The organism is Methylobacterium sp. SyP6R, assembly GCF_019216885.1.
Lineage (GTDB): Bacteria > Pseudomonadota > Alphaproteobacteria > Rhizobiales > Beijerinckiaceae > Methylobacterium.
This window is the reverse complement of sequence record NZ_JAAQRC020000001.1, coordinates 4,513,789-4,538,652: the sequence shown is the minus strand read 5'-3', so window position 1 is coordinate 4,538,652 and position 24,864 is coordinate 4,513,789. Positions and strand designations below refer to the sequence as shown.

Here is a 24,864-nt window from a genome sequence, read left to right as displayed (position 1 = left end):
TGCCTCGCCGGTGCCTCTTCGTCGTCCGGGCCCGGGCGCCGGCATCATGGCGCAGATCGCGGGCGAACCGGAAGACGCGCGTCGCACCGTCGATCCGACGGAGCGAGATCGTGCAGCCCCGTGGTCCTTCGCGCGCGATTGATCTATGGCGGAGGCCGATAGGGGTTACTGCCCCCGGGGGGAGGCACGAGCGATGCTACGCGGCGAGGACCTGCCCCCCGGAGACCCGCCCGCCGACCGCGATGTCGCCGAAAGTGATGTCGCTGTCCTGGCCGAGCTGATCGCCCGGGTGGCGGCGGGACGGCAGGACGCCCTGCGGGCGCTCTACGAGCGCACGGCCCCGAAACTTTTCGGCCTGATCCTGCGTATCGTCCGGGACCGGGGCGCCGCCGAGGACGTGCTGCAGGATTCCTACTTGCGGGTCTGGCAGCATGCCGGAGGCTACGCCCCGGAGGCGGGCCGGCCGATGGCATGGCTCGCCGCGATCGCGCGCCACCGCGCCATCGACTGGGTGCGGCGGAAGGGCGAGGTGCCGATGCCGGCGAGCGACGACGAGGACGAGAACTGGCTCCAGCGCGTCGCCGATCCGCGGGACCGCGAGGCGGAATTCCTGGACCGCGACGCGCTCCTCGCCTGCCTCGACCGGCTCGAGCCGACGCAGCGCGACTGCGTGGTCCGGGCCTATTGCGAGGGCCTGTCGCGGGAGGAGCTGGCCGTGCGCTACGACCGACCGGTCAACACCGTGAAGACCTGGCTGCATCGCGGGCTCGCCGTGCTGCGGGGCTGCCTGGATGAAGCCGCATGAACACTCCCGACGCGATGGGCGCCTCCGACGAACCCGACCTGCGGGCCGCCGAATACGTGCTTGGCACCTTGAGCGCGGCCGAGCGCGAGGCCTATCGGCGCGACCGGGCGACCTCTCCGGCGCTGCAGGCGGCCGAGCGGGCCTGGGAGGCGCGCCTCGCGCCCCTCACCGGGGCCGTGCCGGAGGTCGCAGCCCCGCCCGGCGCCTGGCAGGGCATCGCCGCGCGCCTTGCCGCCGAGGGGCCGCGTCCCGCCGCCCCGGTGGTGGACTTGCGCCCGGCGCTCCGGCGCTGGCGCCGCGCCGCCCTGGCCGCCGGCGCGCTCGCCGCCGGCCTCGCCGTGTTCATCGCCGTCGAGCGCCTGGCGCCGCGTCCCGAGACGGCGCAGTACCTCGCGGTGGTGAACCGGGGCGGCGAATTGCCGGCCCTGGTGGTGCGGGTCGATACCCGGGCCGGCACGGTCCAGGTCCGGCCGCTCGCCGCCGAGGCTCCCCGCGACCGCAGCCTCGAACTCTGGGTGGTGCCGGCGGCGGGCGCGCCCCGCTCGCTCGGCCTCGTCCGGCACGAGGCCGGCACCCGGTTCCCCCTGCCGGCCGGCGACCGGGGGCTCATCGAGGGGGCGAGCCTTGCCGTCACCGTGGAGCCGCCGGGCGGCTCGCCCTCGGGCGCCCCGACCGGGCCGGTGGTCTATAGCGGCCGCCTGATCCGCGAATAGGCACGAGAAAATTCGAGGGCGGGCAAAAAAATCGCGCTCCTCCGAAACTTTCCCGTCCGGCCCTCCGTACCGGCCCTCGACCCCGACGAGAGCGGGGCCGACACGAGAGACGGGACGACCCCCATGACGATCCGGAATCACGCCCGCACCCTGGTCCTCGCCCTGGCGCTGGCGACGGCGGCCGGTGCCGCCCAGGCGAAGAACCCGATGGTCGGCGGCGCGCCGATGTACGCGTCGAAGTCGATCGTCGAGAACGCGGTCAACTCGAAGGACCACACCACGCTGGTTGCCGCCGTGAAGGCAGCCGGCCTCGTCGACACGCTCGCCGGCCCCGGCCCGTTCACGGTGTTCGCCCCCACCAACGCCGCCTTCGCCAAGCTGCCGGCCGGCACGGTCGAGTCCCTGGTCCAGCCGCAGAACAAGCCGACGCTGACCAAGATCCTGACCTATCACGTCGTGCCCGGCACCTACACCGCCCAGGACCTGATGGCCCTGGTGAAGAAGGGCGGCGGCCAGGCCGAGCTGAAGACCGTCGAGGGCGACAACCTGACGGTGATGCAGAAGGGCAAGCGGCTGTTCGTCGCCGACGACAAGGGCAACACCGCCCGAGTGACGATCGGAAACGTGATGCAGTCGAACGGCGTCATCCACGTCATCGACACCGTGATGATGCCCTGACCGGACCGGCGGCCGGGCGGGAGCACCGCCCGGCCGCCGCCCGATGCAGCCGATCCGTGAAACCTCTCCGTGAACCTTGGCCGTTATAATCCGTTACGCAAGTTGACTCGCCATGTCGCCCGCCGGTCCGCTAGAAGGACGGCGAGCATGGCGGGTGCGGTGCAGCAGGACTCCTCCGGTGAGAGATCTCCGGCAGGAATCCTGCCGCAATGCTCCGCATAAAGGCCGGGGCGTCCCGCAGCGGGACACTCTGCGGGCGAGACGTTGAGGCGGTGAGCATGTGCGGGATCGTGGGAATCGTCGGCCGGAATGCCGTGGCGGGACAGGTGGTCGACGCGCTGCGCCGGCTCGAATATCGCGGCTACGACTCGGCCGGCATCGCCACCCTGGAATCCGGGCGGCTGGAGCGGCGGCGCGCCGAGGGCAAGCTGTCGAACCTGCAGCTGAAGCTGCTCCAGAGCCCGCTCTCCGGCGCGATCGGCATCGGCCACACCCGCTGGGCCACCCATGGCCGGCCGAACGAGACCAACGCCCATCCCCATGCCACCGAGCGGCTGGCGGTGGTCCATAACGGCATCATCGAGAACTTCCGCGAGCTGAAGGCCGAGCTTTCCGCCGAGGGCTGCGTCTTCGAGACCGAGACCGACACCGAGGTGGTGGCCCAGCTCGTCACCCACCTGATGCGCGGCGGCCTCGGCCCCGTCTCGGCCGTCGAGGCGGCGCTCCCGCGCCTGCGCGGCGCCTTCGCGCTCGCCTTCCTGTTCGCCGGCGAGGAGGATTTCCTGATCGGTGCCCGCCACGGTGCGCCGCTCGCGGTCGGCTTCGGCGACGGCGAGACCTATCTCGGCTCCGATGCGCTCGCGCTCGCGCCCTTCACCGACGAGATCACCTATCTCGACGAGGGCGACTGGACCATCCTGACCCGCGACGGCGCCGAGATCCGCGATCAGGCCGGCAACGTCGTCGCCCGCCCGCGCCAGAAGATCGCCACGCAGGCCTTCCTGGTCGACAAGGGCAATTATCGCCACTTCATGGCGAAGGAAATCTACGACCAGCCGGAGGTGGTGGGCCGCACCTTCGCCCATTACGTCGACCTCGCCGCCGGCCGGGTCGCCCTGCCGGAGGCCTTGCCCTTCGACTTCGCGAATCTCAGCCGGATCTCGATCACCGCCTGCGGCACCGCCTATTATGCCGGCCTCGTCGCCAAGTACTGGTTCGAGACGCTGGCCCGGCTGCCGGTCGAGATCGATGTCGCCTCCGAGACCCGCTACCGCGAGCCGCCGCTGGAGAAGGGCGGGCTGACCATCGTCATCTCGCAATCGGGCGAGACCGCCGACACCCTGGCCTCGCTCCGCTACGCGAAGTCGCAAGGCCAGCACACCCTGGCGGTGGTCAACGTGCCGACCTCGACCATCGCCCGCGAGGCCTCCGCCGTGGTACCGACGCTCGCCGGCCCCGAGATCGGGGTGGCCTCGACCAAGGCGTTCACGTGCCAGCTCACGGTGCTGCTCTGCCTGGCGCTCGCGGCGGGGCGCGCCCGCGGCACCCTCGACGCGGCGGGAGAGAAGCGCCTGGTCGACGCGCTGATCAAGGTGCCGGGCCTGATGGCCGAGGCCCTGAAGCGCGAGGACGAGATCGAGATCCTGGCCCGCGAGATCGCCAAGGCCCGGGACGTGCTCTATCTCGGCCGCGGCACCGCCTACCCGATGGCGCTCGAGGGCGCGCTGAAGCTCAAGGAAATCTCCTACATCCACGCCGAGGGCTACGCCGCCGGCGAGCTGAAGCACGGGCCGATCGCGCTGATCGACGACGCGGTGCCGGTGATCGTGATCGCGCCGCACGACAACACCTTCGAGAAGACCGTCTCGAACATGCAGGAGGTGGCGGCCCGGGGCGGCAGGATCGTGCTGATCGGCGACGCCCGCGGCGCCGACGCCGCCGGCCTCGACACGCTCGCCACCCTGATGATGCCGGACCTCGACCCGGTGGTGGCCCCGATCGTCTACGCGGTGCCGGTGCAGCTGCTCGCCTACCACGCCGCCGTGGTGCTCGGGAAAGATGTCGACCAGCCGCGCAACCTGGCGAAATCCGTCACCGTGGAGTGAGCCCGCCCGCCGCGGCGGGAACAAGGATTTAACGGCGCGTCGCCCGGCTCGGGCGGCGCGCCGTCGCGTTTCGGGACAAGGCCGGACGCCGGCCGGCCCGGCCGCCATCACGGTGCCACGAATTCTTCGGATTCCCTCGATGTCATTTAGCCGGGATTAACCAAGAGGCCGCTCAATACGAGGGCTTAAGGTTGATCCTTTCCTAAACGGCCGAACTCACCGGCCCGCTGCGCCCTCGCGCGCCGGCGGCCGAGCGTGCGGGTCCGTGCGGGACAAGCCATCGAGTACAGGCCGCATGGACCTCGTCGCGTATTCGTCCGGTCGCCTCGCCCCGGGCTCCATCCGTCGCCGCCGCCGCAACCGGCGGCTCCTCGGCATCGCCGCTGTCCTCGGCGGGATCGGGGCCGCGGCCGGCCTGGTGCCGCGCGAGGAGACCCATCCGCCGGTCGCCGGCATCGCCGCGGAGCCGGCCGCGCCGTTGCGCGAAGCCCGGGTTGCCCCGGCCGAGCTCGGCTGGATGCTGGCGCCGCTGCCGACCCTGAGGGGCGAGGCGACGGGCTTCACCCGCGACCTCCCGGCCGAGGCGCCGCAACAGCTCGCGGCGGCTTCGCCCGCGCCGTCGCCTGCCCCCGAGCCTCTGCGCCTCGCCGAGGCCGCGCCGGCCGCCCTGGTGCCGCCTCCGGCGGCGCCGTCCGAGGCGGTGCAGCCCGCCACCACGCCGCTCGTCGCCGTGCCCCTCCCGGTGCCGCGCCCGCCCGAATTGCGCCCCGCCGAGACGCGGCCTGCGCCGACCGTGCTGGCGACGCGCCTGCCGCGGCGCCAGAACCAGGCGATGGCCTCGACCCAGAGCGTGTTCAAGGCCGCCCTGCCGGAAGAGCCGTCGCTGTTCGACCGGATCTTCGGGGGAGGGGGCACGAGCGCCCCGTCCCAGACCCTCGCCTATGCCGCGCCGGGCGGCCTCGACCCGAGCCCGCGGCCGCGCCTGAGCGCCAGCCCGGGCATCGCGATCTACGACATCAGCGCCCGCACCGTGACCCTGCCGAGCGGCGAGTCGCTGGAGGCGCATTCCGGCCTCGGGCCGCACATGGACGATCCCCGCAACGTCCACCTGAAGATGCGGGGCGCCACGCCCCCGGGCACCTACGACCTCACCGAGCGTGAGGCCCTGTTCCACGGCGTGCGGGCGATCCGGCTCAACCCGGTCGGCGGCAGCGGCGCCATCCACAACCGGGTCGGGCTGCTCGCCCATACCTACATGCTCGGACCGAGCGGCGCCTCGAACGGCTGCATCTCGTTCCGCAACTACGACCGCTTCCTGCAGGCCTTCCTGCGCGGCGAGGTCCGCCGCGTCGTCGTGGTGCCGGGCAGCGGCGCGAGCGACCTGCCGCGGATCGGGCGGGGCGGCCCGTCGGACCGGGCGACGCGGGGTTGAGAGACCTGTTCGGTCTGCAATCGACGATGGTCATAACCACCATGTCATTCCGGGGCCGCGCAGCGGAGCCCGGAATCCAGAACCGCGGATGGTTCAGAACAAAGCAGCTCTCGTTCCGCTTCATCCTCCACCGCCTGAGTGTCTGGATTCCGGGTTCCGCTGCACGGCCCCGGAATGACATGGAGGATGTCAGGCTGGACAGCCTATGGAGAAATCGGCTTCCGGAACAAGTTCCCGGAGGCCGATTCACTTAAATCCCACTCACTCCCCGTCGATCTTCGCGCCGATGATCGCGATGGCGCGCTGGTAGACAGAAGCGGCATTCCAGCCCTGGATCGCCGCGAAGTTCGGCTCGCCGGGCTGGTAGCCGGCGCCGGCGCGCCAGCCATGGGCCTTGAGGAAGTTCGCGGTCGAGTTCAGCGCCACCGAGGCGTTGTCGAGGCTGCCGCCGGTGCCGTAGTTCAGGACGTTCTTCGGCAGGAACTGGGTGTGGCCGACCTCGCCATGGGCGGCGCCGCGGGTGTTCGGGCTCAGGATGCCGCGATCCACCAGGGTCAGGGCGGCGTAGAGCTGGTCGGTGAAATAGGCCGAGCGGCGGCAATCGTAGGCCAGGGTCGCCACCGCCGAGAGGGTGTTGACGTTGCCCTTCACGGCGCCGAACGCCGTTTCCATGCCCCAGATCGCCAGCAGCGGGCCCGGGGGCACGCCGTAGCGCTGTTCGATCGAGTCGAACAGGGCGGCTTGCGAGCGCTTCATCGCCCGGCCGCGGGAGATGATCGAGGCGGCGCCCCGCTTGGCCATGAACTGGTCGAGAGAGAGCTTGAAGCTCTTCTGGCCCCGGTCCGCCGCGATGGTGGCCGACGAGTAGGAGGTGCCCATCAGCGCCGAGATCGCCGCGGGGCTGGCGCGCCCGCGAGCCTCGTCGGCGAATTCCCGCTTCCAGGCCTCGTACCCGGCGGCCGAGTTGCCGCATTGCGCGGCGTGCGCGCCGCCGGCCAGCACCGCGAGGCCCGCGGCGATGAGCGCCCTCCCGTAACCGCTTCCGATCATCCCCAATACTCCCTTGGGAGCCGCGCGCCGAGCCTCGGGTCGGTGGCCGCCGCGGATCCCGTTCTCCAGCAAGTCATGCCCGCCCGATGGGCGACGCTACAGCGTAGCCCTGTGCGGAATCTTTACGGCGGAACTGCAACCCGACCTATCTCCGGCCCGCCATGTGCAAAACGCGGCCGGATTGGTCGAACGGGATGTAGGGCCTCGAAGGGCGCGACAGGACAACGATCTGGCGGGCGTGGCCTTTCGGCCACGCCCGCCGGATCAGGCCGCGATCCCGAAGATCGTCCGCGCCTCGGCCGGGCTGGCGGGGGCGCAATCGAGATGGGCGAGCAGGCTCACGGCCTTCTCGACCAGGGCCGCGTTGCTCGGGGCGAGCTCGCCGCGCGACAGGTACAGGTTGTCCTCGAGCCCGACACGGACGTGGCCCCCGGCCGTGGCGGCGAGCGCCACCATCGGGAACTCGGCCCGCGAGATGCCGAAGGCCGACCACACCGCGTCCTTGGGCAGGCGGTCGCGCATCTGCAGCAGGGTCTCGGGCGTCGCCGGCGCGCCCCACGGGATGCCGAGGCAGATCTGGAACAAGGGCGGGGAGTCGAGGTGGCCTTCCGCGATCAGATGGCGAGCCAGTTCGATCTGACCGAGGTCGAACACCTCGATCTCGGGCTTCGCCCCCGCCTCGCGGATCAGCGCCGCCATCGCCCGCAGATGGGCGGGCGTGTTCATGAAGGCGTGCTCGCCGAAATTCATCGTCGCCACGTCGAGGGTGCAGACCTCCGGCCGCAACGCCGTGACGTGGCGGGTGCGCGCCTCCGGCGAGGCCAGGGTCGTGCCGGGGCCCGCCACGCCTGGGTCGGGATCGCCGGCGACGTAGCGCCCGCCGGCCCCGGTGGTGAGGTTGAGGATCACGTCGGCATTCTTGTCGCGGATCCGCTCGACCACCTCGCGGTAGAGGGCAAGCTCCATGCTGGGCTTGGCGGTCTGCGGATCGCGGACGTGGATATGCACCACCGCGGCGCCGGCCGCGGCAGCCTCGAGCGCCGACTGCGCGATCCCTTGCGGGCTCACCGGCACGGCGGGGTTCTTCGCGGGCGTATCGAACGAGCCGGTGAGGGCGCAGGTGATGACGGTCTTGCGAGACATCCGTCCCTCCCTCAGAGCATGCCGCCGTCGACCGCCAGGGTCTGGCCGGTGACGTAAGGCGCGCCGGCGGCGAGGAACAGCATGGCCTGCGCGATGTCCTCGGGCTTCGCCATGCGGCCGAGCAGGGTACGGGCGACGGAATCGGCCTTGCGCTCCTGCGACCATGGCGCCGTCCAGGGCGTCTCGACCAGGCCCGGCGCCACGGCGTTGACCCGGACATCCGGCGCGAGCGCCCGGGCGAGGCTGCGGGTGAGGTTGATGAGCCCCGCCTTGCTCGCCGAATAGGCGATGCTGGAGCCGCGCTGCCCGAGCCCGGCCACCGAGGCGGTGTTGACGATGGCGCCCTTGGCGCGGCGGAGCGCAGGCGCCGCCGCGTGGGCGCAGCGATAGGGGCCGATCAGGTTCGTCGCCAGGATGGTCTGCCAGAACTCCTCGGTCATGGCGTCGAGGTCGGCAAAGTCAATCGGCGTGGTCGTGGCCGGGGTGCCGGCATTGTTGATGAGCACGTCGAGGCCGCCGAGCGCGTCGATCCCCCGCGCCACCATGGCTTCCGCCTCGCCCGGCACCGAGACGGTGCCGGCGAGCGCCTGGACCTTCAGGCCCTCGGCCGCCAGCCGCGCGGCGGCTTCCGGCCCGCGGGCATCCTCGGCGAGATGATTGAGCACCACGCCGGCGCCGCAGCGGGCAAACAGCGTGACGGCAGCCAGCCCTATTCCCGAGGCGCCGCCGGTGACGAGCACGCAGCGCCCGCGCAGATCCGCACTGATCATTGGAGTTTCCACCCTGCGAAATGTTGTTTCGCGGGAGAGTGGCAGGAGCGGGCGGGTCTTGTCCAGCTTGAGGAGCGCATCGGGGGTGTGCCGTGGCGCGCCTCGACGGCGACCGCGGCCGTGCCATGATCGGGGGTCGGGCGTATGCCGGTGCCCGCCGCGACGGCCCAGGCTGCTCCGCGACGCCGAACCGGCCCCGCCCCGTCAGACGATGCCCTAACCGGCCTCCTCCGGCTCCGGACCGCGGGTCTGGTCGAGAGCCTTGCCCGCCTGATCCTTGCCCTGGTCCTTTTCGCCCTTGCCGACGATCCGCTCCGGGCCCTTCAGCGCCACCGCGTTGCCGGTGCGGGCGGCCTCGTAGATCGCCTCCATCAGGATCTGGTCCTGCAGGCCCTCCTCGCCCGGGGTGCGGGGCGTGCGGTTCTCCAGGATGCAGGTCGCCATGTGGTCGATCTCGAGGGCGAACTGGTTCTTGGCGCCGAGCACCCGCTCCTCCTTCGCCTCGGCCTTGCCCTCGCGATGGTTCAGGAATAGGCGCTGGCCCTCGTAGGCGAAGGCGTTCTGGAGCTGGATCGCGCCGCCCTCGGCCTGCACGGTGAGCGAGCGGGTCTCGTGCGCGCCGTAGCTGGTGGAGCAGAGCGCCAGCGCCCCCGAGGGAAAGCGTAAGGTGAAGGCCACGGTCTCCTCGACCTCGCGGTAGAGCGGATCGTCCGGCGAATGGACCTGCGCCTGGACCGAAACCGGCTCCTCGCCCATCAGCGCCCGCACCCCGTTGAGGCAGTAGAGCCCGATATCCGGCAGCGCGCCGCCTCCGGCCAACGCCGCCTTCATCCGCCACTGCTCGGGCAGGCTCATGGTCTGGGTGTTGGTCGCCTCGATGAGCTTGACCTTGCCGTACTTGGCGCTGCGCACCAGCCGCACGACCTCGCGGTTATGGGGCTCGTACTGGCAGCGATAGGCGATCATCAGCTTCACCTTCGCGCTCGCGCAGGCATCGATCATCGCCCGCGCCTCGCCCGACGAGACCGCCATCGGCTTCTCGCACAGCACGTGCTTGCCGGCGCTCGCGGCGGCGATCACCTGGTCGCGGTGGAGCGCGTTCGGGGTCACGATGTAGACCGCCTTCACCTCCGGATTGCGGGCGAGCGCATCCCAGCCGTCATAGCCGTAGATCGCCTCCGGCTTGACGCCGTATTGCGCCGCCACCGCCTTGGCCTTCTCGGGCGAGCCCGACATCAGGGCGACCGGCTTCGCCTTCCGGCACTCGCCGAAGGCCGGCAGGATTTCTTCCAGCGACAGCCGGCCGAGGCCGACGATCGCGAAGCCGACCCGCTCGCCCGGCGGCAGCGGCGCCGGTGGCGGCGCGGACGGCCGGTCGGAGGGGCCGCGCCAGTTCGGAAACGTCACCTTGCCGTTCTCGACCTTGCCGGTATCGACCGGACGCTCGGGTCCGGGCGTACCTTGCCCGGGTGCCCCCTGCGCAGCCCCGCTGCCGAGGCCGACCAGGGTGGCGCCGCCGGCCATCATCAGGCTCCGGCGCGAGAGGGCGGTGACATCGTCCGGCATCGGGCAACCATCCGTTGGGACTTGAAGAGCCTGCGCAACGTATCCGGGATGGGAGGGTTCCGCCGTCGGCAGGCGCCCGATCGTAGACCCGGCGGGGCTCGCCCGGGTTCTCCTGAACCTGAAACCAGAAAGGCCGGCCCTCGCGGGACCGGCCTTCCGGACACTCCTGGGCGTGAGCGCTGTTACTCGCCCGCCATCATCTCCGGCGAGAAATGCCCGCACCAATCCTGCGCCGAGACCACCGGCCACAGGCCGTGTCCCTGCGGCTCGGGCTGGCTCACGGGAGGGTTGAAGCGGCACAGGCCCTCCTCACCCTGCGCGGCGGCGCCGTTCAGCTTGTGGTCGTCGAAGTAGCGGCAGCTGCGGCAGTTCGCGGACGGGTTCGTCGCCATCGTGTGCCTCCTTGCAAATCAGAACAATTCCAATCGGGCAGACAACGAGGGGCGGCGCGATGGGTTCCTGCGCCCCCTGATGCGGCTTTCGACCACGGGAGGACGGCACCTTCCACCTTGAACAAATCACGAACGAAAGCCAGTTTGCAGGAATGGATGACGCCCTCAAGAAGAAGCTGACGGTTCTCGCCGACGCGGCGAAATACGATGCCTCCTGCGCCTCGTCGGGGGCGCCGAAGCGCAAGGCCGAGGCCGGCGGGCTCGGCTCGACGACGGGGGCGGGAATCTGCCACGCCTACACGCCGGACGGGCGCTGCGTCTCGCTGCTCAAGATCCTGCTCACCAATTATTGCCTGTTCGACTGCGCCTATTGCGTCAACCGGCGTTCCTCGAATGTGCGACGAGCGAAGTTCTCGGTCGACGAGGTGGTGACGCTGACGGTCGAGTTCTACAAGCGCAACTACATCGAGGGGTTGTTCCTGTCCTCCGGCATCATCCGCTCGCCCGACCACACGATGGAGCAGCTGATCCGGGTGGCGAAGACCTTGCGCCAGCGGCACGGCTTTCGCGGCTACATCCACCTCAAGACCATCCCCGAGGCGAGCCCGTGGCTGATCGAGCAGGCCGGGCTCTACGCCGACCGGCTCTCGATCAACCTCGAACTTCCGACCGAGGCGAGCCTGGAACGGCTGGCGCCGGAGAAGGACGGCGCCGCGATCCAGACCGCGATGGGGCAGATGGGCGAGCGCATCCTGCAGGCCAAAGAGGAGAAGCGCCGCTTCGCCCCCGCCGGGCAATCGACGCAGGTCATCGTCGGGGCGGATGCCAGCACCGACGAATCGCTGATCCGCACCAGCGCCCGCCTCTACGACCATTACGGCCTGAAGCGGATCTACTACTCGGCCTTCAGCCCGATTCCCGACGCGGCCTCGATCCTGCCGAGCCAATCGCCGCCGCTCCAGCGCGAGCACCGGCTGTACCAGGCCGACTGGCTGATGCGGTACTACGAATTCTCGCCCGACGACGTGGCCGGGGCGACCGAATCCGGCATGCTCGCCCTCGACGTCGACCCGAAGCTCGCCTGGGCCCTGCGCAACCGCGACCGCTTCCCCGTCGACGTCAACCGGGCCGACCGGGAGATGCTGCTACGGGTGCCGGGCCTCGGCGTGCGGGCGGTGGACAAGATCGTGGCGGCGCGCCGCCATGCGACGCTGCGCCTCGACGATGTCGCCCGCCTGACATCGGGTCTCAAGCGGGCCCGGCCGTTCCTGATCGCGGCCGATTATGCGCCGACGCGGCTCACCGATCGGCTCGACCTGCGCGCGCGTCTCGCCGAGCCGCCGCGCCAGCTGAGCCTGTTCTAGAGCATTTTCCGACGAAGTGGATGCCGGTTCGTCGCAGAAAATGCGGCAAAATCAAAGTCCTAGAGAGCTTCGCGATGGCAACGCGATCGTGAAGTGCTCTAGAGCAGACTTGCGTTGGCAGGCCGACGCTTCGTCAGCTTAGATCCTTGTTTGTCGCAGATTTTTTCCGCAAAACCGGCGTCCACGTTTGCGAAATCTGCTTAGGTCTTTGGTTTGCCGCATTGCCTGCGACGAACCGGTCTCCACTTCATCGGAAAATGCTCTGGATGCGCGCCCACACCATCCGGCTCCAGGCCGGCGCCGACCTCGCGGGGTTCCGCGTGGCGATCCGGCGCCTCGTCCCGGCAGGCATCCCACCGGAGGCGGTGACCTGGATCGACGGTGAGGCTGCCTCGCTGTTTGCCGAGGCGGAACTGACGGAGCCCGGCCCGGCCCTCGCACTGCCGCGGGCGGTGGCGGCCCTGATCCCATCTGTCGTCATGCACCGCGATCCCGAGCGCTATGCGCTTCTGCACCGGCTGGTCTGGCGGGTGGCGGGGGGAGAGCGGCATCTTGCCGAGGTGGCGAGCGACCCGCTGGTCCATCGCCTGTACCTGATGCGGAAAAGCGTGGCGCGCGACCTGCACAAGATGCACGCCTTCCTGCGCTTCCGCCGCGCCGGGGCGGGGGCGGGAGGGCGTGAGCGATTCGCCGCCTGGTTCGAGCCCGAGCATCACATCCTGGCCGAGGCGGCGCCGTTCTTCTCCGCGCGCTTCCCCTCCTTCGACTGGTCGATCCTGACGCCGGACGGTTCGGCCCATTGGGACGGACGGGCCCTGACCTTCGGGCCGCCGGGCCGGCGCGAGGACGTGCCGGATGCGGACGCCTTCGAGGCCGGCTGGACCGACTACTATTCCAGCACCTTCAATCCTGCCCGCACCAACCTGGCGGCGATGCGGGCCGAGATGCCGAAGAAATACTGGCACAACCTGCCCGAGGCCGCGGCGATCCCCGGCTTGGTCCGCGAGGCCGGCCGGCGCGTGGGCGAGATGATCGCCCGCGCCCCCGAGGCGCCGATGAAGCGCGTGCCGGCGCGGGCGCTCGCCGCGATGGCGGCGCAGGAGCCCGACTCGTTGGAAGCGCTGAACGCAATCATCCGCGCCTCCGAGCCGCTGGTGCCGGGCGCGACGCAGGCCGTCCTCGGCGAAGGTCCGCTCGGCGCGGACATCGCTTTCGTCGGCGAGCAACCGGGCGATCAGGAGGATGTGCACGGGCGGCCCTTCGTCGGTCCGGCGGGCCAGCTCCTGTCGCGGGCGTTGCGCGAGGCCGGGATCGACCGCGAGCGGACCTATCTCACCAATGCGGTCAAGCACTTCAAGTTCGAGGTTCGGGGCAAGCGGCGCATCCACCAGAAGCCCGGCGCCGGCGAGGTGGCGCATTACCGCTGGTGGCTCGAACGCGAGCTCGCCTTCGTGGCGCCACGCGTCGTCGTGGCGCTCGGCGCCACCGCGATGCTGGCGCTGTCGGGCCGGCAGGTGCCGATCACCCGCGCCCGCGGACCGGCGAGTTTCGGCGACAAGCCGTATCGGGGCTTCGTCACGGTCCATCCCTCCTACCTGCTGCGACTGCCCGACGGGGCGCGGGAGGACGCGTATGTGGGCTTCGTCGACGACCTGCGGCGGGCGGCGACCCTGGCGGCGGAAGCGAGGGCCGCGTGAGTGTGGCCGGTTAACGCGCGGAAACGCTGCATTGCGGCAACCAACCGCCTGCTGCCGAGTTTGACGCCAGACCGAACCGGGAAACGAGGATCATGAGGCTGATCGTGTCCGCCCTCGCGGCGGGAGCTTGTCTGGCCGGTGCCGTGGCGCCGGCCGCTGCCAGAACCAGCGCCAAGGCACCCAATCGCTTCGACGGCACCTGGAGCGTCGAGGTCATCACCGAGAGTGGGACCTGCGACAAGGCCTACCGCTACGGCGTCATCATCCAGAACGGCCAGGCCCGCTACGCTGGCGGCGGCGACTTCACCGTGTCGGGCCGGGTGCAACCGAGCGGCGCCGTGCGGGCGACGATCAGCCGGGGCGATGCCGCGGCGCAGGTCGTCGGCCGCCTGGGCGACGGCACCGGCTTCGGCAACTGGACCACCTCCGGCTCCAATTCCTGCAAGGGCCGCTGGAACGCCGAGCGCCGCGGCTAGCGCGCGTCGGCATGGGGCTCCTCCACTCGCGACCTCATCCCGAGATGTGAGCGAAGCGAGCCTCGAAGGCGAGATCCGGAAGTCTCCGAGCTCCCTGAAGCCCTCCTTCGAGGCTCGCTGCGTTCGCACCTCAGGATGAGGTGGGAGGGTAGGATAGGAAAGCCCGTTGCGATCGTGGTGTCGCAGGTCGAATAGGTTCCCGGGCTGAGGTCAGGGGCGGAAAACCTGGAGCGGAGATCGCGTCAGACCTTCGGCAATTCCTGGCGCTCGCCGTAGGTATGCGCCTCATCGGGGAAACGTCCGGCCTGGACTTCCTCGGCATAGAGGCGCACCGCCGCATCGATCTCGGCGCGTAAGCGTCCGTACTGCCGGACGAATTTCGGGGTGCGCTCGGACAGGCCGAGCATGTCCTCCAGAACGAGGATCTGGCCGTCGCAGAACGGCGAGGCGCCGATGCCGATGGTGGGAGCCGTCACCTCCGGCGCACGCGCGATGGTGCGGGCCACCGGCTCGACGATGCCCTCCAGCACGATCGCGAAGGCGCCGGCCTCGCTGATCGCCCGGGCATCCTCCAGGAGCAGGCGCGGGGCGTCAGGCCCTTTCCCCTGCACCCGGAAGCCGCCCATCGTGTGGATCGATTGCGGGGTAAGGCCGATATGGCCCATCACCGGCACGCCCCGCTGGGTCAGGAAGGTCACCGTCTCGGCGAAGCGCGCGCCGCCCTCCAGCTTCACCGCCCCTGCCCCCGTCTCCTTCAGGATGCGGGCCGCGCTGGCGAAGGCCTGCTCCCGGCTCGCCTCGTAGGAGCCGAACGGCATGTCGACGACGACGAGTGCCCGTCGCGTGCCCCGCATCACCGCCTGCGCCTGGAGGATCATCATGTCCAGGGTCACGGGCAGGGTCGAATCGAGCCCGTGCATCACCATGCCGAGCGAGTCACCGACCAGGATCACGTCGCAATGAGGGTCGATGAGGCCGGCCATCTGCGCGTGGCAGGCGGTCAGCGCGACGATCTTGCGTCCGTCCGCCTTGCGCCGGGCGATGTCCAGGGTCGTCAGACGGCGGGTTTCCACGACCTGCGACATGGCACGGCTTCCTCGTTCCGGCGGGGCCCCGCCTGTTTGCCGGGCGTGTTGTAGACGGCCTCGGCCCCCGGTGCAGCCCGTACGAGCGGGTGGCCCTCTCTGCTCGGCTCAGCTTCGGGCCGAAAGCACACAGGTCCGGAATTCGATATCTCGCGCGGATTTCGCCCAAGATCCGCCCTTGATCGGCATGAGGCTTGCCGGGTTAGATGCGGTTGATTCGGCCGAGGCCCGGATATGAGAGTTCTGCTTTACGGCGCGATCTGCACCCTGGCGGCGTTGGAGCTGACCGCCGCGGCCCACCCGGCGGCGGCGGCTCCGAATCCCCGCGCCGAGCACCGGCGCGCAGTGCTCACTCCGCTGGAACAGGCGGCGACCGATTGCTTCGCCGAGACCATCGGCAACAATCCGGCGGCACTCGCCCATGCCCGGGCCGGGCGCTGGTACGAGGCGGCGGGCGTGATCGGCTTCCTGTGCCGGCCCGAGGTCGACGCGATGACCAAGGCCCGCGACCATCTCGACGGCCGCGGCGCCGGCGGCCGCTACTTCACCGGCACCTATACCCGCCATCTCGGCCAGGAACTGGCCCGGCGCCTCGAACCGCTGCTCACCACAAAGGCCGTGGCCAATGCCGAGCCGCGTGCCGACAGCGAGGTGCCGGCGGCACCCGCCGGGGAGCCGTGAGGCGCCCGAGTTCGGCACGGGTCCCCGGATGTGATTTCCTGGCTTTGACCCGGTCCACTTAACCCGCCCGCAAGCCCGACCGGCTATTGAAGACCCTCGTGCAGCGCGATTCGGAGCGGCGGGATGGCGGCCGGGGCTTCGATCGGTGAGGCGGAGGCGGGCGGTGGCGCCGGTACCGCGCTCGCGGTGTTCGGCGTGCGCATCGCCGCAGCGGCCTGCGCCTTCGTGGCCCAGGTGCTGATGGCCCGTCTGATGGGCGGCGAGGAATACGGAATCTTTGCCACGATCTGGGTCTGGACCGCCTTGCTCGGCCATGCCTCGACCTGGGGCCTGTCGCAGGCCGCCTGCCGCTTCCTGCCGACTTACCGGGCGCAAGGCGCCGCCGGGCCGGAGCGCGGCTTCCTCGCATTCGGGGCCTTGTTCTCCCTCGCGGCGGCCTCGACCCTGGCGGGGCTCGGCGCCGGGCTCCTCTGGCTCCATCCCGGCCTCGTCGCCGGAGATTACGCGGGTCCGCTGCTCGTCGCCGCCCTGGTGCTACCGCTCTTTGCGCTCCAGGATTTCTGCGAGGGGGTCGCGCGGGGCCGTCACTGGACGCTGCTCGCGGTCGCGCCGCCCTACCTCCTGCGGCAGGGCCTGATGATGGCCCTGATGCTGGCGGCGGTCGGGTTCGGGGCGCCGGCCGAGGCCGCGATCGCCGTCGCCTGCACGCTCGCCGCCACCGCCCTGTCGCTCGCGCTCCAGGCCGCGCTCCTGCTGCGGCGCCTGTGGCGGGAGCGTGCGCCGGCGCGCGCCCTGTTTCCGTGGCGCGAGTGGATGCGGGCGGCCCTGCCGATGGCGCTGATCGATCTCGCCGGTTCCGGCTTCAACTTCGTCGACGTGCTGGTGCTGGGCTTCCTGCTGCCGCCGGCGGAGGTCGGCGCCTATTTCGCGGCGACGCGGCTCCTGCAATTCGTGGTCTTCGTCCAGTACGCCGCCTCCTCGGTCACCGCGCAGCGCTTTGCCGAGGCGCAGGCGCGGGGCGACCGGGCCGGGCTCGAAGCCCTGGTCCGGCGCTGGTCGCGCCTCACGCTGCTGGCCACCCTGGCGACCGGCCTCGGCGTCGTGGCGGCGGGTCCGCTGCTCCTCGGCCTGTTCGGTCCCGATTTCCGCGACGCCCTGCCGCTCCTCGCGCTCCTCGTCGCCGGCCACGGTCTCGCCGCCGCCTTCGGGCCGGCGGAGGACTTGCTGACCATGCTGGGGGCGGAATGGGCCTGTGCCGCCGTCACGGTCGCGCTCCTTACCGCGGCGGTGGTCCTCACGCTGGTGCTGGTCCCCCTCCTCGGCCTCACCGGCGCGGCGCTCGCCGCCGCCCTGGTGACCGCCGGGAGAGGCGGCGTCCTGGCGTGGCTCGCCCATCGCCGCCTCGGTCTCCTCACACCGGCCTTCGCCCGATGAACGCGCACGCGATCCCGTTCCCCATCGTCACCGTCGCCCCGGCCTGCGAGGTCACGACCCTCGCCTCGTTGAGCCGGGAGCCGGCAGCCTGGGACGCCCTGGTCGCCCGCGCCGACGGGCCGACGCCCGATTATGCGCGGCGGGTGCTGGAGGCGCATCGCGACCACGGCTTGGCGCCGGAGGATCTGCCTTGCCTCGCGGTGCGCGCAGGGTCTGACCTTCTGGCCCTGCTGCCCTTCCGGATCGGGCGCGGGCCCCTCGGGCTCGGCTGGATCGCCCGGCCCTTCGCCTCGCCCTACCTCACGGTGACGGCGCCGCTCGTCGTTGCCGGACCCGAGGGCGCCCCGGCGCTCGCTGCGCTCGTCGCCGGCATGCGGGGGCTCGGGCACCCGTGGTGGTGGCCGCTCCTGCCGGCGGAGGGATCGGCCCTCCGTCCCGCGCTCGCCCGCGACGGCTGGGGCACCGCGGAGGTCGCGGGCTTCCTGCGTCCTGTCCTCGACCGGCGCATGAGCCACGACGCCTTCCTGCGCGAGCACCCGCACAAGGGCCGGCTCAAGGACCTGCGCCGCCGCCGCCGCCGCCTCGACGAGGCCGGCGCCGTCACGGTCGAGGCGGTCGGGCCGGATGGCGACCTGGCGGGCGCGGTCGCGGAGTTCCTCGCCCTGGAACGCCGCGGCTGGAAGGGGCGGGCCGGCACCGCGCTCGCCTGCCGGCGGCAGACCGAAAATTTCGCCAAAACCCTGTTTCGTGCCGGCGACGGGTCGGTGACCGCGCGGGCCGACCTTTTGCGCCTCGACGGGCGGGTCGTCGCCGCGAGCCTGGCGCTGGTCTGCGGCGGCACCGCCACCCTGCTCAAGACCGCCTACGACGAAGACCTGCGCACGCTCGCCCCCGGCGTGCTGCTGGAAGCCGAGATCGTCCGGGCCCTGCACGAGACGCGCTTCGCCGACCGGCTCGATTCGGCGACCCTGGCGAGCGCGGTGCTCGACGACCTGTATCCCGAGCGCGTCCGCGTCACCGAGGTCGTCGTCTCGCCACCCGGCGGGCCCTCGGCGGAACGCCTCGCCGATCTGGCCCGGCGGCAGCACGCCGCGAAGGACTGGCTCAAGGCGCGGCTGACGCGTCTGCGCCGTCGCTGACCGCCTCGGTCGCCGCCGCCTGCCGCCGGGGGACCTGCGCCTGCGGCCGCGCATCGGTCGAGGCGAAGTAGGGCTTGATGTCGAGGAGCGGCGTGCCGTCGAGGCAGTCGAGCCCGCGCACCCGCAAGGTCCCGCCCTCGATGCCCAGCAGTTCGACCACCGAGACGGCGATCGGGTTCGGGCGGGCCGGCGAGCGCAGCGAGAAGGTGCCGCGCGGCTCCGGCGCGTGCCGGGGCTGCTGCGCCACCAGGTTCCGCGGCGCCCGGTCCATCCAGTAGAGCACGATCAGGTGGGTGGTGCCCTCGAGGCTCGCCAAGGCCGGGGCGAAGCGGGCATCGACCTCCAGCGTGCAGACCGCGTCCGACTGCGCGGAGTTGCGCGGGCAGTCCGCCCGCGCGGTCCAGGGCGTGCGCACCCGGCCGACGAAGTAGAGTCCGGCGTCGAACGCCGCCGGCAACTCGATGCTCGTCTCGCCAGGCCGCGGGCCGAAATCCGCTTCGCTCATCGTGGTGTCCCGTCGTTTCAGGGGCGGGATCCGGGTCGCCCCGCCGCTCCGCCCGGTATAGGCTCGTCTCCGGGGCATCAGGGAGACCGATCGACCGTGTTCGCCGACGAACTGAGACCGATGGAGACGGTGGCCGATCCCGAGACGGCGGTCGACCGCCTGGCGGCGCTCCACGCCGCCGCCGCCGGCAGCCTGCGGGACGCGCTGACGCGCTTCCTCGCGGAGGGCGTAGCCCCCGACGCCGCCGAGCGGCTCAACTTCCGCTACCCCGAATTGCGCCTGACCTACAGCCCGACCGGGCCGATGCCGCGGATCACCCGCGCCACCGCGAAGTTCCAGGGCCCGGGCGTCTATGCCACCACCCTGACCCAGCCGGCGCATTTCCGCGCCTACCTGTTGGAGCAGCTGCGGCCGCTGGTGCAGGATTACGGCGCCACGATCGAGGTGGGCCTGAGCGCCCAGGAGATCCCGTACCCCTACGTCGTCGAGCCCGGGGCGGAGCTGGCCCGCGGCGTCACCTCCAGCGACCTCGCGCGCCACTTCCCGACCCCGATGCTGTCGAGCGTCGGCGACGAGATCGCCGACGGGCTGTGGCTGGAGGCCGGCGACGAGCCCCGGCCGCTCGCCCTGTTCGACGGGCCGCGGGTCGATTACTCGCTGCGCCGCCTCGTCCACTATACCGGGGCCGACTGGCGCCAGATCCAGCCCTGGATCCTGCTCACCAACTACCACCGCTACGTCGACCAGTTCGTGCGGGTCGGCCTGAAGGCGCTCGCCGCCGAGCCCGAGCGCTACGCCCGCCTGGTCCTGCCCGGCGGCGTCGCGGTCGAGGCCGGGGAGGCGGCGGGGGCCGCGGCCGATGCGCTCATCGCCGCCTCGCCCTGGCACCGCTTCCAGATGCCGGCCTACCACCTCGTGGCGCGGGACGGACAAGGCACCAGCCTCGTCAATATCGGCGTCGGCCCCTCCAACGCCAAGACGATCACCGACCATCTGGCGGTGCTGCGGCCGCATTGCTGGCTGATGGTCGGCCATTGCGGGGGCCTGCGCCAGTCGCAGACCATCGGCGACTACGTGCTGGCCCACGGCTACCTGCGCCGCGACCGGATCCTCGACGAGGTGGTGCCGCCGGACGTCCCCATCCCGGCTCTGGCCGAGGTCCAGGTGGCGCTTCAGGAGGCCGCAGCCGCCGTCACCGGCGAGCAGGCGGAGGCCTTGAAGCGGCGCCTGCGCACCGGCACGGTGGTGACCTACGACGACCGCAACTGGGAATTGCGCTGGTCGCAGGAGCGGCGACGGATCAACCTGTCCCGGGCGATCGGCGTCGACATGGAGAGCGGCACCATCGCGGCGCAAGGCTACCGCCTGCGGGTGCCCTACGGCACGCTGCTCTGCGTCTCCGACAAGCCGCTGCACGGCGAGATCAAGCTGCCGGGCGCCGCCAACGCCTTCTACGAGCGGGCGGTGGGCGAGCACCTGCTGATCGGGCTCGCCACCCTCGATACCTTGCGGCGCAACCGCCACGGCCTGCACTCGCGCAAGCTGCGAAGCTTCGACGAGCCGCCGTTCCGGTAGTCTCCCATGTCCCTGCCGATCTCGAACAGCCGCCACGTCGCCGTGGAGGAGGGCGGTGCGACGCGGGTCGTCGCGGTCGCCGATCTTACTGCGTCGCTCGGCGTCGACGCATTGATCCGCCTGCACGAAGCGGATTTTTCGGAGTTGGGGGCCCCGGCCGCGACCTCGTCCACTTCAACCTCGAACGCACGATCAATCGCGTCGGCCTGCGCTACGCCCTGCTGCCGATCCGTCGGGCCGGGCGCCGCCGGCCCGATGGCGCCGAGGAACTGCCGGTCCTCGACCCGAGCCGATTCCGGACCGGCCTGTGCGTGGCGGTGCACCAGCGCGTACCCGTGGCGGCGGTGACGCCGGAGCTGTTTGCAGCCTCGCTGCCGACGATCCGGGATGCGGAGGCGCTCGCCGCGGCCCTGGTGCGCCGCTACGCCGGACTGTTTCCCGACCTCGACCCGACGGATCTCGTGGCGCGGGGCTGCGCGATCACGCACCTGCGGCTCGACGGCGATTGAGGCTCGTCGGCATCCCGGTCATGGTCCTCGGCGCCCTCGCGAAAGGTCGGCCCCGGGTTGCGGCAGGATATGACTGTTTTCCTGCCCGAGGGTCCGCCGGTGCCGACAACCGCAGATCGAGCACCGCCGACGCAGTATAACCGGTCTAATTCCGTGCGGTTCGCTCGCGAATGCGGGAATCGGCCGATGTATTTTACCGCTTCGCAACCGGCTTTCCGCCACGGTGCCGGAAGCCGAGGCTGGACGTGACTCTCTCATGCTGCAGACCGCCGAAACCCTGCTTGCCCTGCATGACGGGCGGCTTATCGGCCTGTCGCTGCTGATCGGCGTGCTCGCCGCGATCACCACGATCGACCTGCTCCAGCATGCCCGTGCCACGAGCGGCACCAGCCGGGGGATCTGGATCTCGGCCGCCGCCATCGCCGGCGGGTTCGGGCTGTGGGCGAGCCAGGTGATCGCACAGGCCGCGATCCGCGCCCCCGACGAGATGCTGCGCCGGAGCGAGATCCTGCTGCTCGGCCTCGTGCTCATGGTGCTCTTCGCCGGGGGCGGCCTGCGGGCCGCCGTCTCGGCGCCCCGCCGCGTCGGGCCGGCTCTCGGCGGCGGCCTGATCGGACTGGGCCTCGCCGCGGTCGCAGCCTCGGCCTCGGCGAGCCTGCCGGGGGCGGGCGGTCCGGCCTGGCTCGCCGGCCTCGCCCTGTCCGGGGCGGCCGGGATCGTGCTCGCCGGCCTCGCCCTGAATTGCAGCCTGCGGGAGAGCCCGGCGAGCCGCGGCGCCGGAGCCCTGCTCCTGTCCTGCGCGGTGATGCTGCCGCACGCGGTCACGCTCAGCCTGGCCGCCGGCGGGCTCGTGCCGACGGCCAGCGGCGGCGAGTTCGCCGCTTCGCTGGGCTTTGCCAGCCTGACGCTCCTCGTCCTCGCCTTCACCGGCCTGACTCTGGACGGCCGCGCCCGGCGCCGGCGCGAGTCGCAGGATCTGATGAACAGCCTCGCCGACGCCGCGGTCGAGGGCATCGCGATCTGCGAGGGCCGGCGCATCGTGACCGTCAATACCAGCCTCGCCGAGCTGATCGGCCGGACGCCGGCGGCTCTGGTCGGACGGCCGATCACCGAGATCCTGCCCGAGGTCGTGGTCGCGCGCCTCGACGCCGGCCCGAACGGCCACCTCGTCGAGGCCGAACTCAGGGGAGCGGACGGCGAGGCGCTGCCGGTCGACGTGATCCGGCGGCCGCTCGGCAACCGGCCCTTCCACGCCGTCGCGGTCCGCGACCTGCGGGCACGGCGCAAGGCCGAGCGGGACATCCAGTTCCTGGCCCACCACGATACCCTGACCGGCCTGCCGAACCGGGCGAGCTTCCGCGCCCGCCTCGACGAGGAGATCGCCGCGGCGCGCTCCGGCGGCCGCCTCGTGGCCGTCCTCTGCCTCGACCTCGACCGCTTCAAGGACGTCAACGACCTCTACGGCCACGCCATGGGCGACGGCCTGCTCCAGGCCCTGGCGCGCTGGATCGCCCCGGTTCTCGGCCCGCGGCAGATGATGGCGCGCCTCGGCGGCGACGAGTTCGCGATCGTGATGCCGGACCTCGCGCGCGCTGAGGAGGCCGGGCTCCTCGCCGAGGAGATCCTGCGGGTGATCCGCGAGGGCAACCAGCGGGCGGGCGCCGGCCCGATCCTGGCGACCAGCATCGGCATCGCGCTGTGCCCGACCGACGCGGAGGACGCCCAGACCCTGCTCAACCACGCCGACGCCGCGCTGTACTGCGCCAAGAACCATGGACGGGGCGTCCACCGGTTCTTCGAACCGGTGCTCGCCGCGCAGATCCGCGATCGCCGCTCCCTCGAGCACGACCTGCGCCACGCCGTCGAGCGGGGCGAGTTCCGGATCGTCTACCAGCCGCAGATGGCGATCGACACCGGGATCGTCGTCGGCTTCGAGGCCTTGCTGCGCTGGCAGCACCCGGAGCGGGGGAACGTCCCGCCGGACCAGTTCATCCCGATCTCGGAGGAGACCGGCAGCATCCTCGGCATCGGCGAGTGGGTGTTGCGCGAGACCTGCCGCGAGGCGGCCTCGTGGGACAAGCCGCTGCGCATCGCCGTCAACGTCTCGGCGGTGCAGCTCCACGCCCCGGGCTTCGCCGAGCTCGTCCACGAGGTCCTGATCACCACCGGCCTCTCTCCCGCCCGGCTCGAACTCGAGATCACCGAGACGGCGCTCGTGCGCGATCCGGTGCGGGCGCTCGCCGCCCTGCGCCGGGTCAAGGCGATGGGGGTGCGGATCGCCATGGACGATTTCGGCACCGGCTACTCGTCCCTGTCGAACCTGCGCGCCTTCCCGTTCGACAAGATCAAGATCGACCGGTCGTTCATCCGCGCCGTCGACGTCAACCACGAGACCGCGGCGATCATGCGGGCGGTGCTGGGCTTAGGGAGGGGGCTGGGCCTGCCGGTCCTGGCGGAGGGCGTCGAGACCTCGGCCGAGCTCGCCTTCCTGGGGGCCGAGAACTGCCACGAGGCGCAGGGCTATCTTCTCGGCCGCCCCGGCCCAATCGCCCATTTCGCCGAGCATACGAGCGAGGAGCCTGGAGACGAGAACGCGGCGGCGTGAGGCTTCCGGCGGGCGGGGCAGGCCCGCCGCCGGAACGGCAACCCGACCGTCGACGGGCAGGGGAGGTGACGGCCCGATCGCATGCGTGGCACCGCAGGCGGCCCCTATGCCGGTGGACGGCGTGAGCCGTGGCTTGAGCGGAGGCGGGCCGGGTGGCACCACCGTCGGGACGGTCGAGGACACCTTAACCCATGTTGAATCGCAGGTTGATCGCTGCAGCCGCCTGGATCGGTCTCCTAACCTCCGCCCATGCTGGCGAGCCCCTGCGCCTCGTCCTGGCCACCGCGACGCCCGGCGGCGGCTTCCCGGCCTATGGCGAGGCGCTGGCGGCGGCGATCCGGGAGGTGGACCCGGATCTCACCGTGGAGTTGCGCTCCAGCAAGGGCTCGACCGAGAACCTGGTTCTCCTGCGTGACGGACGGGTCGATCTCGGCCTCGTCCAGGGCGAATACGCCTACGAGGCGCTTGGCCAGCAGGGCGCGCCGCCGGCCGTGACCGTGATCGCCCCGGTCTACGCGGCGCCGGGCCTGTTCGTGGTGCCGGCCGACAGCCCGGTTCGCAGCCTCGACGACCTGCGCGGGCAACCGGTGGCCCTGGGCACGCGCAGTTCCGGCCTCACCGCCATGGGCCGGACGATCCTGCGCGGGGCAGGCATCGACCCCGAGCGCGACATCGGGCCGATTCTCCTCGACCGTGCCGGCGACGGCCCGGCGATGGTACGGGCAGGCCAGGCCGCGGCCCTGTTCGGCGGCGGCACCGGCTGGCCGGGCTTCCGGGCGATGGCCGAGGGTCCGGGCGGGGCTCGCTTCCTCGGCCCCCCGGCGACGGCTCTTCCGGCGATCCTGGCGGCGAGCCCGTCCTTGCGGCGCATCACCGTGGCGCCCGGCACCTTCCCGGGCCAGGACGCGGCAATCGACACCGTGGGATCGTGGAGCTTCATCCTCGGCAAGCCCGGCCTCGACCCGGCGGCGGTGGCCCGCTTCGTCGCAGCGATCGACAAGGCGAAGCCGGCCCTCGCCCGGCACCTGCCGCACGAGCGGCCGAGCGACCCCCGCGACCTGTCGGGGGCGGTTCCGGCATCCTGGCTCCATCCGGCGACGGCGGCCTTCCTGCGCGGCGAGTAGGCCCGGGCCCGTCGCC

22 protein-coding genes are annotated in these 24,864 nt (G+C 71.6%); 15 read left to right on the top strand and 7 right to left on the bottom strand.

From position 1 onward, the window contains the following. Positions 1–193: 193 nt before the first annotated feature. The 5 genes from HBB12_RS20880 to HBB12_RS20860 all read left to right on the top strand — a co-directional run bounded on the left by HBB12_RS20880 (position 194) and on the right by HBB12_RS20860 (position 5,733). Positions 194–805 (top strand): sigma-70 family RNA polymerase sigma factor, encoded by a 612-nt coding sequence (locus HBB12_RS20880; RefSeq protein ID WP_236991105.1) that lies wholly within the window; start codon positions 194–196, stop codon positions 803–805. After that, positions 802–1,518: an anti-sigma factor gene (locus HBB12_RS20875; protein WP_236991104.1), complete on the top strand. Its 717-nt coding sequence runs from the start codon at positions 802–804 to the stop codon at positions 1,516–1,518. The genes HBB12_RS20880 and HBB12_RS20875 overlap by 4 nt, the downstream gene beginning before the upstream one ends. A 123-nt stretch (positions 1,519–1,641) precedes the next feature. Further along, complete coding sequence (locus HBB12_RS20870) at positions 1,642–2,196, top strand: fasciclin domain-containing protein (RefSeq protein WP_236991103.1); 555 nt, start codon at positions 1,642–1,644, stop codon at positions 2,194–2,196. Between the two features lie 278 nt (positions 2,197–2,474). Continuing rightward, entirely contained in the window at positions 2,475–4,301 is a 1,827-nt protein-coding gene (gene glmS / locus HBB12_RS20865) for a glutamine--fructose-6-phosphate transaminase (isomerizing) (RefSeq protein ID WP_236991102.1), read from the top strand. Between the two features lie 295 nt (positions 4,302–4,596). Further along, positions 4,597–5,733 (top strand): DUF2778 domain-containing protein, encoded by a 1,137-nt coding sequence (locus HBB12_RS20860; protein WP_236991101.1) that lies wholly within the window; start codon positions 4,597–4,599, stop codon positions 5,731–5,733. Between the two features lie 261 nt (positions 5,734–5,994). Here HBB12_RS20860 and HBB12_RS20855 read toward each other — a convergent pair whose 3' ends face one another. The 5 genes from HBB12_RS20855 to HBB12_RS20835 all read right to left on the bottom strand — a co-directional run bounded on the left by HBB12_RS20855 (position 5,995) and on the right by HBB12_RS20835 (position 10,654). After that, positions 5,995–6,783: a lytic murein transglycosylase gene (locus HBB12_RS20855; protein ID WP_236991100.1), complete on the bottom strand. Its 789-nt coding sequence runs from the start codon at positions 6,781–6,783 to the stop codon at positions 5,995–5,997. Between the two features lie 264 nt (positions 6,784–7,047). After that, entirely contained in the window at positions 7,048–7,926 is an 879-nt protein-coding gene (locus HBB12_RS20850; RefSeq protein WP_236991099.1) for a beta-keto acid cleavage family enzyme, read from the bottom strand. 11 nt (positions 7,927–7,937) lie between these two features. Further along, positions 7,938–8,696, bottom strand: a complete 759-nt coding sequence (locus HBB12_RS20845) for an SDR family NAD(P)-dependent oxidoreductase (protein ID WP_236991098.1) — start codon at positions 8,694–8,696, stop codon at positions 7,938–7,940. 216 nt (positions 8,697–8,912) lie between these two features. Next, positions 8,913–10,262, bottom strand: coding sequence for a Gfo/Idh/MocA family protein (locus tag HBB12_RS20840; protein WP_236991097.1), 1,350 nt, complete (start codon positions 10,260–10,262; stop codon positions 8,913–8,915). A gap of 182 nt (positions 10,263–10,444) precedes the next feature. After that, entirely contained in the window at positions 10,445–10,654 is a 210-nt protein-coding gene (locus tag HBB12_RS20835; RefSeq protein ID WP_109972454.1) for a hypothetical protein, read from the bottom strand. A gap of 152 nt (positions 10,655–10,806) precedes the next feature. On the opposite strand from HBB12_RS20835, the gene HBB12_RS20830 reads away from it, so the two are divergent. The 3 genes from HBB12_RS20830 to HBB12_RS20820 all read left to right on the top strand — a co-directional run bounded on the left by HBB12_RS20830 (position 10,807) and on the right by HBB12_RS20820 (position 14,191). Continuing rightward, positions 10,807–12,018, top strand: a complete 1,212-nt coding sequence (locus HBB12_RS20830) for a putative DNA modification/repair radical SAM protein (RefSeq protein ID WP_236991096.1) — start codon at positions 10,807–10,809, stop codon at positions 12,016–12,018. Positions 12,019–12,284: 266 nt separating this feature from the next. Next, the gene (locus HBB12_RS20825) at positions 12,285–13,715 is read left to right on the top strand and encodes a UdgX family uracil-DNA binding protein (RefSeq protein WP_236991095.1); all 1,431 of its coding nucleotides are present in this window, start codon (positions 12,285–12,287) and stop codon (positions 13,713–13,715) included. Positions 13,716–13,807: 92 nt separating this feature from the next. After that, complete coding sequence (locus HBB12_RS20820) at positions 13,808–14,191, top strand: hypothetical protein (RefSeq protein WP_236991094.1); 384 nt, start codon at positions 13,808–13,810, stop codon at positions 14,189–14,191. Positions 14,192–14,433: 242 nt separating this feature from the next. Here HBB12_RS20820 and panB read toward each other — a convergent pair whose 3' ends face one another. After that, positions 14,434–15,276 (bottom strand): 3-methyl-2-oxobutanoate hydroxymethyltransferase, encoded by an 843-nt coding sequence (gene panB / locus HBB12_RS20815; protein ID WP_236991093.1) that lies wholly within the window; start codon positions 15,274–15,276, stop codon positions 14,434–14,436. Between the two features lie 234 nt (positions 15,277–15,510). Between panB and HBB12_RS20810 the strand changes: the two genes are divergently transcribed. The 3 genes from HBB12_RS20810 to HBB12_RS20800 all read left to right on the top strand — a co-directional run bounded on the left by HBB12_RS20810 (position 15,511) and on the right by HBB12_RS20800 (position 18,530). Then, positions 15,511–15,957, top strand: coding sequence for a hypothetical protein (locus HBB12_RS20810; protein ID WP_236991092.1), 447 nt, complete (start codon positions 15,511–15,513; stop codon positions 15,955–15,957). Positions 15,958–16,080: 123 nt separating this feature from the next. Next, entirely contained in the window at positions 16,081–17,391 is a 1,311-nt protein-coding gene (locus HBB12_RS20805; RefSeq protein WP_236991091.1) for a lipopolysaccharide biosynthesis protein, read from the top strand. Beyond that, positions 17,388–18,530 carry a GNAT family N-acetyltransferase gene (locus HBB12_RS20800; protein WP_236991090.1) on the top strand — a complete coding sequence of 381 codons (1,143 nt, stop codon included), beginning with the start codon at positions 17,388–17,390 and terminating at the stop codon, positions 18,528–18,530. Before HBB12_RS20805 ends, HBB12_RS20800 begins: the two co-directional genes overlap by 4 nt. Here HBB12_RS20800 and tsaA read toward each other — a convergent pair. After that, entirely contained in the window at positions 18,496–19,035 is a 540-nt protein-coding gene (gene tsaA / locus HBB12_RS20795) for a tRNA (N6-threonylcarbamoyladenosine(37)-N6)-methyltransferase TrmO (protein ID WP_236991089.1), read from the bottom strand. The two genes, HBB12_RS20800 and tsaA, sit on opposite strands and share 35 nt — an antisense overlap. 96 nt (positions 19,036–19,131) lie before the next feature. On the opposite strand from tsaA, the gene HBB12_RS20790 reads away from it, so the two are divergent. From HBB12_RS20790 to HBB12_RS20775, 4 genes are all read left to right on the top strand, one after another. Then, on the top strand, positions 19,132–20,610 hold the full coding sequence (locus tag HBB12_RS20790; RefSeq protein ID WP_442919298.1) for an AMP nucleosidase: 1,479 nt from the start codon (positions 19,132–19,134) through the stop codon (positions 20,608–20,610). A 311-nt stretch (positions 20,611–20,921) separates the two neighbouring features. After that, complete coding sequence (locus HBB12_RS20785; protein WP_236991088.1) at positions 20,922–21,119, top strand: hypothetical protein; 198 nt, start codon at positions 20,922–20,924, stop codon at positions 21,117–21,119. A 256-nt stretch (positions 21,120–21,375) separates the two neighbouring features. Further along, a complete protein-coding gene (locus HBB12_RS20780; RefSeq protein ID WP_236991087.1) occupies positions 21,376–23,724 on the top strand; it encodes a putative bifunctional diguanylate cyclase/phosphodiesterase in 2,349 nt (782 codons plus the stop codon). Between the two features lie 206 nt (positions 23,725–23,930). Beyond that, positions 23,931–24,848 carry a TAXI family TRAP transporter solute-binding subunit gene (locus tag HBB12_RS20775; protein ID WP_236991086.1) on the top strand — a complete coding sequence of 306 codons (918 nt, stop codon included), beginning with the start codon at positions 23,931–23,933 and terminating at the stop codon, positions 24,846–24,848. The last annotated feature ends 16 nt before the right edge of the window (positions 24,849–24,864 follow it).